Annotated in this window: 9 protein-coding genes; 5 read left to right on the top strand and 4 right to left on the bottom strand. The window is 71.6% G+C overall.

Going from position 1 to position 12,534, the window contains the following annotated elements:
* The first annotated feature begins 3 nt into the window (after nucleotides 1–3).
* Nucleotides 4–864 carry a tRNA pseudouridine(38-40) synthase TruA gene (gene truA, locus OG349_RS14210; RefSeq protein WP_327234973.1) on the top strand — a complete coding sequence of 287 codons (861 nt, stop codon included), beginning with the start codon at nucleotides 4–6 and terminating at the stop codon, nucleotides 862–864.
* A gap of 143 nt (nucleotides 865–1,007) precedes the next feature.
* Here truA and OG349_RS14205 read toward each other — a convergent pair whose 3' ends face one another.
* Together OG349_RS14205 and OG349_RS14200 are read right to left on the bottom strand one after the other, a co-directional pair.
* On the bottom strand, nucleotides 1,008–4,100 hold the full coding sequence (locus OG349_RS14205) for a glycosyltransferase (protein WP_327234972.1): 3,093 nt from the start codon (nucleotides 4,098–4,100) through the stop codon (nucleotides 1,008–1,010).
* A 72-nt stretch (nucleotides 4,101–4,172) separates the two neighbouring features.
* Nucleotides 4,173–5,231 (bottom strand): hypothetical protein, encoded by a 1,059-nt coding sequence (locus tag OG349_RS14200; protein WP_327234971.1) that lies wholly within the window; start codon nucleotides 5,229–5,231, stop codon nucleotides 4,173–4,175.
* A gap of 96 nt (nucleotides 5,232–5,327) precedes the next feature.
* Between OG349_RS14200 and OG349_RS14195 the strand changes: the two genes are divergently transcribed.
* From OG349_RS14195 to glmM, 4 genes are all read left to right on the top strand, one after another.
* On the top strand, nucleotides 5,328–6,956 hold the full coding sequence (locus OG349_RS14195) for an ABC-F family ATP-binding cassette domain-containing protein (RefSeq protein WP_327234970.1): 1,629 nt from the start codon (nucleotides 5,328–5,330) through the stop codon (nucleotides 6,954–6,956).
* 269 nt (nucleotides 6,957–7,225) lie between these two features.
* Nucleotides 7,226–7,669, top strand: coding sequence for a 50S ribosomal protein L13 (gene rplM / locus OG349_RS14190; RefSeq protein ID WP_161311135.1), 444 nt, complete (start codon nucleotides 7,226–7,228; stop codon nucleotides 7,667–7,669).
* 42 nt (nucleotides 7,670–7,711) lie between these two features.
* Complete coding sequence (gene rpsI / locus OG349_RS14185) at nucleotides 7,712–8,239, top strand: 30S ribosomal protein S9 (RefSeq protein WP_327234969.1); 528 nt, start codon at nucleotides 7,712–7,714, stop codon at nucleotides 8,237–8,239.
* 184 nt (nucleotides 8,240–8,423) lie between these two features.
* A complete protein-coding gene (gene glmM / locus OG349_RS14180; protein ID WP_327234968.1) occupies nucleotides 8,424–9,782 on the top strand; it encodes a phosphoglucosamine mutase in 1,359 nt (452 codons plus the stop codon).
* A gap of 32 nt (nucleotides 9,783–9,814) precedes the next feature.
* Here glmM and coaA read toward each other — a convergent pair whose 3' ends face one another.
* Together coaA and OG349_RS14170 are read right to left on the bottom strand one after the other, a co-directional pair.
* Complete coding sequence (coaA, locus tag OG349_RS14175) at nucleotides 9,815–10,765, bottom strand: type I pantothenate kinase (protein ID WP_327234967.1); 951 nt, start codon at nucleotides 10,763–10,765, stop codon at nucleotides 9,815–9,817.
* A gap of 23 nt (nucleotides 10,766–10,788) precedes the next feature.
* Nucleotides 10,789–12,534, bottom strand: coding sequence for a M16 family metallopeptidase (locus OG349_RS14170; RefSeq protein WP_327234966.1), 1,746 nt, complete (start codon nucleotides 12,532–12,534; stop codon nucleotides 10,789–10,791).

Genomic DNA, 12,534 nt, shown 5'->3' with positions numbered 1-12,534 from the left:
CGCGTGAGCGGTGACCTGGAGGCCGGGTCCGTACGGGTACGGCTGGACCTCTCGTACGACGGCAAGGACTTCTCCGGGTGGGCCAGGCAGGCCACCCGGCGGACCGTCCAGGGCGAGATCGAGGACGCGCTGCGGACGGTGACCCGCTCCTCGCGTACGTACGACCTGACCGTCGCCGGGCGCACGGACGCCGGGGTGCACGCGCGCGGGCAGGTGGCGCACGTCGACCTGCCCGAGGACGTGTGGGCCGAGCACGCGGACAAGCTGCTGCGGCGGCTCGCGGGGCGCCTGCCGCACGACATCCGGGTGTGGAAGGCCGAGGAGGCGCCGGCCGGGTTCAACGCGCGCTTCGCGGCGGTCCACCGGCGGTACGCCTACCGGGTGGGCGACCACGTCGGCGGGATCGATCCGCTGTTGCGCGGTCATGTGCTGTGGCACGACTGGCCGTTGGACGTCGACGCGATGAACGAGGCGTCGGCCGGGCTGCTCGGGGAGCACGACTTCGCCGCGTACTGCAAGCGGCGCGAGGGCGCGACGACGATCCGTACGCTCCAGAAGCTGGAGTGGGTGCGGGGCGACGACGGGATCGTCACGGCCACCGTGCGGGCCGACGCCTTCTGCCACAACATGGTGCGCTCCCTGGTGGGCGCGCTGCTGTTCGTGGGGGACGGGCACCGGCCGCCGGAGTGGCCGGCGAAGGTCCTGGCCGCGGGGGTACGGGACTCGGCGGTCCATGTCGTACGGCCCCACGGGCTCACGCTGGAGGAAGTCGGCTACCCGGCAGACGAGTTGCTGGCGGCCCGCAGCCGCGAGGCCCGCAACAAGCGCACGCTGCCCGGCGCGCCCCCCGACAGCTGCTGCTGAGGGGGAGACGGCGCGGGCGGTGGGGGAGACGGCGCGGGCGGTGGGGGAGACGGCGCGGGCGGTGGGGGAGACGGCGCGGACGGCGGGGGAGTGGGGCGGGGCCTGTGGGCCCCGCCCCTCTGTCGTGTCAGCCGCGTGTCGTGTCAGCCGCGGCGCAGACGGCGGCCGAGGCGGTTCAGGAGACCCGGCTCGGGGGCCGGGACCTTCGGGGCCGGGGGCGCCGCCACGCGCAGGGCCAGGTCCCGGTGGGGGTTGGTCCAGTACGGCGTGATGCGGCGGTCCTGGGTGGTCGGGTGGGGGACGGGGGTCAGCTCCTCGGGCACCTCGGGGGCGCGGTACGAGCCGAGCTTGGCGGTCTTCGTCCAGCCGAGCGCGGTGAGGCGTACGTACAGGTCCCAGGCGCCGTCCCGGAGCGGGGCGCCGCCCGCTGCCGTGGCCGGGTCGAGGGAGGCGCTTCCGGCGACGGCGAGTGTGCCGTCGGGGTGGTGGACCGTGGTGTCCGTCGTGAGCCGGTACTCGGTACCGCCCGCGCGCTCCTTGAGCACGACGACGGCGGACGCCGTGTCGGGTGCCGCGCCGCCGGTGAGCGGTTCGCGGGCGAAGCGGGCGAGCAGGTCGCCGGACAGGCCCGAGGGGACCAGCGCCGCCGGTCCCTCGTCCGGGGAGGTGGCCCCCAACGGGCCCTCCGTGGCGAGCAGTTCCGCCGTGAAGGCCGTCCGGAGCGTGCCGTCGTCCTGCCACGACACCGCGTCCAGCCGGGGCCGGCACACCACGGACGTCTCCCAGCGGGCGAGCGCCACCAGGTCGTCGAGCCGGTTGTCGGTGACCAGGCCGACGGCGACCCGGCGCGGGGCGGTCAGGGCCGCGATCGCCGTGTCCGAGATGCCGCCGTGCAGGAAGACGTCCCGGATCGCGTCGAAGAGGGCCCGCCGGTCGTCCTCCTCCCTCTCCAGGAAACGCTTGCCGGTCAGCTGGTCCAGCAGCTCCACCCGCAGCCAGCGCCGGTGCAGCCGGTCCCGGGTGCCCCCCGGCTCGGTGAGGCCCTCCACGGTGCCCACAAGGCCGCGCAGCGCCCCGTAGAAGGCGGCGTGCGGGACGGCGGGGGTCTCGGGCTTGGGCCCGTAGTGGTAGCAGACCTCGCCGCCGAGCACGGCGGTACGGCCCGCGTGCAGCGACGCCTCCGCCGTGAACGCCTGCTCGCCCAGGGGGAGTCCGGCCGCCGGGAAGCGGAGGCCGTGCTCGGCGAGGAACGCGCGGTGGAAGAGCTTGTTGGCGGTCAGGCTGTCCGCCAGCGGGTCCTTCGCGAACGTGGCGCGCGGCCGGTCCCGTACGAACAGCTCACGGGGGACCGCCCGGTCCTTCCCCGCCATCCGGCCGACGACGATGTCCGCGTCGTGCTCGATGCCGTACGCGTACAGCCGCTCCAGGGCGTCGGCGGCCAGCCGGTCGCCGGCCTGCATGTACAGCAGGTACTCGCCGGTGCCGTGCTCGCCGGGGCCGTCGGGCCGCGCGGCCCCGGGCACCTGGAGCACCTCGAACTCCGCCGCCGGGAGCGTCTGCGCGGTGAGCGAGTCGAGCGTGTCCTGTACGGCGGCGGGCTCCGCCCCCTCGGTCGGCACGACCACGGTGACCTTGGGCGGGCGGGAGCCGGGGGGCGTGTCCGTCGTCCGTACGGTCAGGGTCAGCCCGTCCTCCAGGGAGGCGGCGACCTCCAGGCCGCCCAGGCCTTCGAGGACGACCGGGGCGGGCAGCGCGAGGTCGGGCCCGGCCTCCGGGCGCCCGAAGCGGTTCAGGCCCGGTCCCATGAGCCGTACGTGCACCTCCCAGGCGCCGTCGCCCAGCGGCCCGCCGCCCGCCGCGCGCGCCGGGTCGACGGCGACCGTGCCGCGCACGACGGGGCGCACGAGGACGTCACCGTCCCTGAGCCCGTCGTGTGTATCCCGTACCGGTGTCTCCCGTACCGGCTCCTCCTCGAAGGACACGGAGATCTCGCGCGGCAGCAGCCACACCACGGAGGTGTCCCGGTGGCGCAGGCTCACGTCCGCGCGGAAGAGCTTGAGGTCGTCCGTGATCTCGACGGGCTCGACCAGGCCGTCCGTGAGGGAGGAGTCGAGGAAATAGCGGTCGCCCCGGCGCAGGAGGGTCAGAGGCGTTCCCCCGCCATCTGTCCCGGAAGTTGTCTCGAACCGCGCCTCGAAGCGCGTCAGCAGCCGCCCCCGCCGCCACTCCGCCGACGTCAGCCGGACATCCGCGTCCAGCCCGGCCGCCCGCCCCGTCAGCTCCAGCAGGGCCTCGGGCCGGTCGGTCCGTACGAGAGCGGCGCGGGCCCGTTCCAGGCCGGCCAGCCCCTCGTACACCTCCTCGGTCAGGTACTCCTCCGCCACCTCGCGCAGCGCGCCGAACAGCGCGCCGCGCTGCTCCGGCCCGTACGTGGGGAAGATCGGCTCGCTCAGGTACTTGACCATGTCCGCGCGCCAGAAGCGGCGCAGCCACTTGTCGCGCATCGGGCCCGGACCGGTCTCGGCGCGCAGCGCGTCGAAGATCTGGCGGAGGTTGCCGCTGTAGCTGACCGGATCGAGGTGATCGGGGGTGGTGTGACCGCCGTCCTCCCGCTCCAGGTAGTAGTAGCAGGGGTAGTCGCCGACGACGGAGACGGACGCCGCGCGGAAGACGGCGGGCACCATGAAGAGGAGGTCCTCGCCGACGAAGTGCCCGACGGGGAACCGGATCTCCTGCTCCCGCAGGAAGGCCGTCCGGTACATCTTGTGGACCGTCAGGCTGTCGTGCAGGGGGGCCGTTTCGAAGGTGCACGACTCCCGCGTCCTGCTCATCAGGGCGTGCGGGATGCCGCGCAGCCGGAAGTTGCTGACGACCTTGCCGATGACGATGTCGGAGCGGTTGGCGTGGCCGAGGTCGTACATCCGCCGGAGCGCCTCGTCGCCGAGCAGGTCGTCGTGGTCGATGAACTGCACGTACTCCCCGCGCGCCAGCTCGATCGCGACGTTGCGGGGCCTGCCCGGCCAGCCGGAGTTGGGGATCTCGGTGAAGCGGAAGTTCGGGTGCTCCGCGACGAGGGCGGCCAGCTGCGCGGGGGTGTTGTCCGTCGAGCCGTCGTCGACGAAGAGCACCTCGAACTCCTCGGGGGGCATCGTCTGCCGGAGCATCGACTCGACCAGTGGTTTGATGAGCGGTCCCGAGTTGTACGTCGGGACCACCACGGTGACTCTGACCGCCATGCGCTGCGCCTCCGGCTGTTCGACCTTGGGCCCCCAGTGTGACAGCGGGGCCCGGCCGGGAGCCTGCGTGCCTTACGCCTCGGGCTGTACCGCCGCCGCCGAGGCCTGGAGGCGTCCGCGCTGGTAGATCTGGCGGAACGTGAACTCCGAGATGTCGTCACCGGTGGTGAAGACGTCCTTGTCGGACTTGGTGACGTCCTTGCCCGAGGTGAAGCCGCCGACCGTGAAGTACACGTACCGGCCGAACGAGTTGGTGGTCTTGCGGCAGATCACGCCGTCCCGGCAGAAGGTCGGGACCCCGTTCCCGGACAGGGAGGCGATGCCGTCCCTGGCCTCGCCCTTCGCCTTGAGCGCCTGGGACTCCTTCTCGAAGACCGCGACGCCGATCGTGACGGCGACCCCGCCCTTGCTGTACGTGGCGCGGATCACCTCGTCACAGCTGTTGGAGGCGAGGATCGAGCCTAGGGCGCCCTGGGCGGAGGCCGCGCAGTTGGTCGTACGGGTGGTCGCGCCCTTCTTGTACTCGCGTCCCTCCATCGTCAGCTTCGCGCCGGGGAACAGCGTGTCCGCGGACAGCGGCGCGGTGTCCTTGTCGGCGGAGGAGACGAAGTCCTTCGGGTCGGGCGGAGGCAGCGGGGACGCCGAGGGGAAGGACGGCTCGGGATCGGTCGCCGCGCTCGGTGTCGCGGCGGCGGACGGCACGTCCTCGGAGGCCTTCGCGGCCGCGCTCGGACCGCTGTCACCGCTGCTCATGGACACGATGACGGAGGCGACGACCGCGACGACGGCGGCCGTCGCGAGACCTCCGCCGCCTATCAGCAGCCATCGTTTACGGCGGGCACGGCCGGCGGAGGCGTCGGCGAGCGCCGCCCAGTCGGGTGTCTGGGTGCCGTACGGGTCAGGGGTCTGCGCGCTGTACGGGTCAGGGGTCTGGCTGCCGTACGGGTCGGGCCGCTGCGTGGCGTACGGGTCGGGTGCGGCGTACGGGTCGGGTGTGCCGTACGGGTCGTGAGGGTTCTGGGATCCGTGCGGGCTCTGTGATCCGTAAGGATCCTGCGATCCGTAGGGATCGTGTCCTGGTGTCGGTGAACCGGGGCTGCCCCAGGAGGGTCCCCCTTGCCCAAAGCTCATGCCGGGAGTTTAAGGCCGGGCGAGCCCCGCTCGTACCGGCGTGCGACAGAACCTGTGGCAGAAAACGATTGGGCCTGGGCCGCCGGGGGCCCGACAATGCGGACCATGGGACATCTTGAGGCAGGGCACCTGGAGTACTACCTCCCCGACGGACGGGTGCTCCTCGGCGACGCTTCGTTCCGCGTGGGGGAGGGCGCCGTCGTCGCCCTCGTCGGGGCCAACGGCGCCGGCAAGACCACGCTGCTGCGGCTGATCGCGGGGGAGCTGCAACCGCACGGCGGGACGGTCACGGTCAGCGGCGGGCTCGGTGTCATGTCGCAGTTCGTCGGCTCGGTGCGCGACGACCGTACGGTACGTGACCTGCTGGTCTCCGTCGCCCAGCCGCGCATCCGCGAGGCGGCGCGGGCGGTGGACGAGGCCGAGCACCTGATCATGACGGTCGACGACGAGGCCGCGCAGATGCGGTACGCGCAGGCGCTGAGCGACTGGGCGGAGGCGCGGGGGTACGAGGCCGAGACGGTCTGGGACATGTGCACGATGGCGGCGCTGGGGGTCCCGTACGACAAAGCCCAGTTCCGCGGGCTGACCACGCTGTCCGGCGGCGAGCAGAAACGGCTGGTGCTGGAGGCGCTGCTGCGCGGGCCCGACGAGGTGCTGCTCCTGGACGAGCCGGACAACTATCTGGACGTCCCCGGCAAGCGCTGGCTGGAGGAGAAGCTCAAGGAGACCCGTAAGACGGTCCTCTTCGTCTCCCACGACCGGGAGCTGCTGGCCAGGGCCGCCGAGAAGATCGTCAGTGTCGAGCCGAGCCCGGCGGGCTCGGACGTCTGGGTGCACGGCGGCGGATTCGGTACGTACCACCAGGCGCGCAAGGAGCGCTTCGCGCGCTTCGAGGAGCTGAAACGGCGCTGGGACGAGGAGCACGCCCGGCTCAAGGCGCTGGTGCACCGGCTGCGGCAGCAGGCGGCGATCAGCCCCGACATGGCCTCGCGCTACCGGGCGATGCAGACGCGCTTCAAGAAGTTCGAGGACGCGGGACCGCCGCCGGAGCCGCCGCGCGAGCAGGAGATCACCATGCGGCTGAAGGGTGGCCGGACCGGTGTACGGGCGGTGACCTGCAAGAACCTGGAGCTGACCGGGCTGATGAAGCCGTTCTCGCTGGAGATCTTCTACGGCGAGCGGGTGGCGGTCCTCGGGTCGAACGGGTCGGGGAAATCGCACTTCCTGCGGCTGCTGGCGGGCGAGGACGTCCGGCACACGGGGGAGTGGAAGCTGGGGGCGCGGGTCGTGCCGGGGCACTTCGCGCAGACGCACGCGCATCCGGAGCTGCTGGGGCGGACGCTGGTCGACATCCTGTGGACCGAGCACGCGAAGGACCGGGGCGGGGCGATGAGCGTGCTGCGGCGGTACGAGCTGGAGCGGCAGGGGGACCAGCCGTTCGAGAAGCTCTCGGGCGGGCAGCAGGCGCGGTTCCAGATCCTGCTGCTGGAGTTGCGGGGGACGACGGCGCTGCTGCTGGACGAGCCGACGGACAACTTGGACCTGGAGTCGGCGGAGGCGTTGCAGGACGGGCTTGAGGTGTACGACGGGACGGTGGTGGCGGTGACGCACGACCGGTGGTTCGCTCGCGCGTTTGACCGGTATCTGGTGTTCGGCTCCGACGGGGTGGTCCGGGAGACGCCCGAGCCCGTCTGGGACGAGCGTCGGGTGGTGCGGGAGCGGTAGGAAGAACAAGCCCGTCCGGCGATTGAGGACACGTGCGGGAGGGGCCCCGGCCCTCGTTTTGACCCGTACGGGGGCACCCGGGTATTCTGCTGGTTCGTTATGCGTATTGGCTTGGTCGTTCTCACGCGAGGGGCCCTTACGCCGGTCCACCGGGCCGATGGACAGAGGCAGGTACACGGGTTGCGTCCCCGTTGTGCCGCCATGGCTGTCGTGATCGTCCGGGTGGCCTTGTCAGGTTCCCACTCACTGAAGAAGCGAAGGCTACGACCGTGCGTACGTACAGCCCCAAGCCCGGCGATGTGACACGCCAGTGGCACGTCATCGACGCCCAGGACATCGTCTTGGGCCGTCTGGCGACCACTGCCGCCAACCTTCTGCGCGGTAAGCACAAGGCGATCTACGCCCCCCACGTTGACACCGGCGACTTCGTCGTCATCATCAACGCGGACAAGGTGCACCTGTCCGGCAACAAGCGGACCCAGAAGATGGCGTACCGCCACTCCGGTTACCCGGGTGGCCTGCGTTCCGTCCGTTATGACGAACTCCTCGCCAAGAACCCCGAGAAGGCCGTCGAGAAGGCCATCAAGGGAATGATCCCGAAGAACACCCTGGGTCGTCAGATGCTCTCGAAGCTGAAGATCTACGCGGGCGACCAGCACCCGCACGCTGCCCAGCAGCCTGTCCCGTTCGAGATCACCCAGGTCGCGCAGTAGTTCCGGCCACCCCCTAAGACATAAAGAAATCTGAGGAGAATCGTGGCCGAGTCCACTACTGAAGCCCCCGTCGAGAGCGCCGAGGGTGAGGAGACCTTCGAAGCCGTGACGACCTTCGAGTCCGAGGTCCCCGTCGAGGGTGAGTACACCACCGAGTCCCTGGCGTCCCGCTTCGGCGACCCCCAGCCGGCCGCCGGCCTGGGCCGCCGCAAGAACGCCATCGCCCGCGTCCGGATCGTTCCGGGCAGCGGCAAGTGGAAGATCAACGGTCGCACCCTTGAGGGTTACTTCCCGAACAAGGTGCACCAGCAGGAAGTGAACGACCCCTTCAAGATCCTTGAGCTCGACAACCGCTACGACGTCATCGCCCGTATCTCGGGTGGCGGCGTCTCCGGTCAGGCCGGCGCCCTGCGCCTCGGCGTGGCCCGCGCGTTGAACGAGGCGGACCAGGACAACAACCGCGCCCCGCTCAAGAAGGCCGGTTTCCTTTCGCGTGACGACCGTGCGGTCGAGCGCAAGAAGGCCGGTCTCAAGAAGGCCCGTAAGGCCCCGCAGTACAGCAAGCGCTAATCACGCTGGTTGGTCTGTCTGTCTTCGAACGCCCCGGCGGCACTCCGTGCCGCCGGGGCGTTCGTTTTCTTGAACTACTCGGGCGTATAACAGCATCAGACGCTCAGTACTTTGGGTTTTGGCGTTTTCGGAGCTTTTACGTGCGGAGCCGGGACGGTTCCGTGCGTTTTTTGGAGGGAGAGCTGTGGGACGACTCTTCGGCACGGACGGCGTGCGCGGTGTCGCCAACGCCGATCTGACGGCGGAGCTCGCGCTCGGTCTGTCGGTCGCGGCGGCACATGTGCTCGGCGAGGTGGGGACGTTCGAGGGACATCGGCCGACGGCGGTGGTGGGCCGCGACCCCCGCGCCTCCGGCGAATTCCTGGAGGCCGCCGTGGTGGCGGGGCTCGCGAGCGCCGGTGTGGACGTCCTGCGGGTCGGTGTGCTGCCCACCCCGGCGGTGGCGTATCTCACCGGCGTGCTGGGCGCCGACCTCGGCGTGATGCTCTCCGCGAGCCACAACGCCATGCCGGACAACGGCATCAAGTTCTTCGCGCGCGGCGGTCACAAGCTGGCCGACGAGCTGGAGGACCGTATCGAATCGATCTACGAGCAGCACCGCACGGGCGAGCCGTGGGAGCGCCCGACGGGTGGCGGCGTCGGCCGGATCCGCTCGTACGACGAAGGCTTCGACCGGTACGTGGCCCACCTCATCGGCGTCCTGCCGAACCGGCTCGACGGCCTCAAGGTCGTCCTCGACGAGGCGCACGGCGCCGCCGCCCGGGTCTCGCCCGAGGCGTTCGCGCGCGCCGGGGCCGAGGTCATCACCATCGGCGCCGAGCCGGACGGGCTGAACATCAACGACGGGTGCGGCTCCACCCACCTGGACCTGCTCAGGGCCGCCGTGGTCGAGCACGGCGCGGACCTCGGCATCGCGCACGACGGCGACGCGGACCGCTGCCTCGCCGTGGACGCGGCGGGCGAGGAGGTCGACGGCGACCAGATCCTCGCCGTGCTGGCCCTGGCCATGCGGGAGGCCGGCACGCTGCGCGGGGACGCGGTGGTCGGCACGGTCATGTCCAACCTCGGCTTCAAGATCGCGATGGAGCGGGAGGGCATCCACCTGGTGGAGACCGCCGTCGGCGACCGGTACGTCCTGGAGTCGATGAAGGAGCACGGCTACGCGCTCGGCGGCGAGCAGTCCGGCCATGTCATCGTCCTGGACCACGCGACGACCGGCGACGGCACGCTGACCGGCCTGATGCTGGCGGCGCGCGTCGCCGCGACCGGCCGTACGCTCGCCGACCTCGCGGCCGTCATGCACCGGCTGCCGCAGGTGCTCGTGAACGTCCCCGACGTCGACAAGGCGCGGGTGCACACCTCCCCTGACCTGGCGACCGCCGTCGCCGAGGCCGAGGCGGAACTGGGCTCCACCGGCCGGGTCCTGCTGCGCTCCTCGGGTACGGAGCCGCTGGTACGGGTGATGGTGGAGGCGGCCGACATCGAGCAGGCGCGGTCGGTGGCGGGGCGGCTGGCGGACGTGGTGAAGTCGGCGCTGGGCTGAGGTCCGGCCCGTGGGCCCGGGCCCGGCGGCCGTCAGAGTTTGCGCAGGGACAGCCGCTGGACCTTGTGGTCCGGGCCCTTGCGCACGATCAGTGTGGCGCGTCCCCGGGTCGGCGCCACGTTCTCCAGCAGGTTGGGCCGGTTGACGGTCCGCCACATCGTGCGCGCGTAGTCCAGCGACTCCTCCTCCGACACCTGCGTGTACTTGCGGAAGTACGAGGAGGGGTCCTGGAACGCGGTCTCGCGCAGCTTGCGGAACCGGTTCAGGTACCAGCTCTCGATGTCCTCGGCGCGGGCGTCCACGTACACACTGAAGTCGAAGTAGTCGGCGAGACCGACGCGCGTCCTGCCGTCCTTGCCGGGGAGCGCCGGCTGGAGGACGTTGATGCCCTCCACGATCAGGATGTCCGGCCGCCGTACGGTCAGCACCTCGCCCGGCACGATGTCGTAGATCAGGTGCGAGTAGACGGGCGCCGTGACCTCGTCCTTCCCCGCCTTCACGTCGGCGACGAACCGGGTCAGGGCCCGGCGGTCGTACGACTCCGGGAAGCCCTTGCGCGACATCAGCCCCCGGGCCTCCAGCTCCTTCATCGGCAGCAGGAAGCCGTCGGTGGTCACCCGCTCGACGCGCGGGTGCTCGGGCCAGCGGGCGAGCAGCGCCTGGAGGAGACGCGCCACGGTGGACTTCCCGACGGCGACACTTCCGGCCACCCCTATGACAAACGGCGTGCCGCGCTGCGCGCCGTGGCCGTTGCCCGCGTCCCCGAGGAACGTATTGAGCGCGCCGCGCAGCTCGGCCGTGGCCTTGACGTACAGATTCAGCAGCCGGGAGAGCGGCAGGTAGACGTCCCGCACCTCGTCGAGGTCGATGACGTCCCCGAGCCCCCGCAGCCGCTCGACCTCCCCGGCGGTGAGCGGCAGCGGTGTCTTGTCCCGCAGGGCGCTCCATTCGGCCCGGCTGAGATCGACGTAGGGGGTGATCATTCGGCCATTGTTTCGTACGGGGTTCACATATGCTTCGCCCGGGCCTTGCGCAGGACCCTGATCAGGAGCGGCGGGGCGGCGGTCAGCACCCAGAAGAGGACCGCGACGCCCGCGCTCGGCCTCGGCTCGGCCAGCCAGGTCGCCGCGACGGCCATCAGGGCGAGGAACACGGTGGCCACGACGCAGACCAGGATGCCCAGCGACAGGAAGAACACCGTCAGCCCAGGCTTGGGACCGGTCCCGGCTCCGCCGTCGGACGCCGGGCGCGGCTGCGGGATCCGCTCCGGCGCGCGCTCCGGGGCCCGTACCACCGCAGAGGGCGGGACCCCCGCGTCGATCGCCGCGATCCTGTCCGGGGTGAGGTCCGCGTAGAGCGTGGGCTCCACGACGACCTGGAAGCCGTCGTGGCCGGTGAGGCGGCGGCCGCCGTCGGGGTACGCGACCATCGCGGCGCACTGGTCGTAGCGGACGGTGATCACCCCCTTGGGGCTGCTGAAAGCGACCCCCTCGGCCGCCACGGTCAGCACCACGCCCTTGTCGTCGTGCGACTGGTGCCGGGTCCCGGTGAGCCGGTCGGTCTCCGGGGAGAACTGCGGCGCCTCGGTGAAGCCCGCCCAGTCGGCGCCCCGGCCGGGGACCTCCAGCAGGGCCGTGGAGTGCAGCTCGCGGGCCACGTCGCGCAGGTCGTCCACCGTGACGGCGGCCAGCTGGGCGCGGTATTCGTCCCGGGTCGCGTTGGCGTGGTCGACGAGCAGGTTCAGTGCGTACGAGGGCAGGCTCGCGGCGTGCGCGTCGGGGTGGTCGAACTGCTTGAGGACCTTGTTGCGCGCCGCGTCCAGCTCCGCCTGCTCGATGCGGCCGGCCCGGAGCCGGGCCAGGACGTCGACAAAGCCGCCGACCACGGCGTCCTGCTTCTGCGGGAGGGCGTCGGCGAACGCCGTGATGGTGGCGAAGTCCGCGTCGCGCGGGCTGTAGTGCCCGGCGGTGGCGTACGAGTAGCCGCCTTTCTGGCGCAGGTCCGCGTACAGCGCCCGGCCCAGGACCTCGGCGAAGAGCGAGGCCGCGGTGGAGCGCCGGACGATGCCGTCCATGACCACACCACCGTCCTCGCCGGTGATGTAGGCGGGGGTGACGGGCAGCGCGGAGGTGACGGCCGGCATCGGGTGGCGCGGCCCGGAGGGGAGGTCGAGCCGCAGCCCGTCCGGCACGGTGTCGCTGGTGATCCACAGGACCGCGTTGTCGCGGGTGAAGCGGGTGGCCGCCCAGTCCCGCACGGCATCGGCGGTCAGGTGCCAGGGCCCCAGTTCGGTGTAGCTCACCAGGCCGTACCCCTGGGCTCCGTAACGCCACAGCGGCAGCTGGTGGTTGGGGCCGTAGGTGCGGCCCGCCGCCTCCGTGCGCAGGATCTCGCGCTCGGTCTCCAGCCGCTCCAGCGGCAGGTCGCGCAGCGCGTCGCAGACACCGTTGAGGTACGTGACGACCTCGTCGGCCGTGCCGGTGGCGTGGAAGATCGTGTACGTGGCGGCGGTGGCGCCGTTGTAGTGCAGGTCGGACACGCCGTGGCGGAAAAGGGCCAGGTGCTCGACGAGGTGGGTGATGCCGGAGGTGGCGTACGTCTCGTCGGCGGCGCCCACGCGGAAGACCAGCCCGGCGGTGATCTCGCCGCTGCCGGCGGCCAGGAGTGTCCGGACGCCGTCGACCTCGGTGAGGCGGATGCCGGGCTCCCCGCCGGTGACGGTGGCGGGGGTGGCGGACGTGTGCTGCGTCAT

The sequence above is a fragment of the Streptomyces sp. NBC_01317 genome (assembly GCF_035961655.1).
GTDB lineage: Bacteria > Actinomycetota > Actinomycetes > Streptomycetales > Streptomycetaceae > Streptomyces.
The sequence above is the reverse complement of the archived record's forward strand: the minus strand, read 5'-3'. Positions and strand labels throughout refer to the sequence as shown.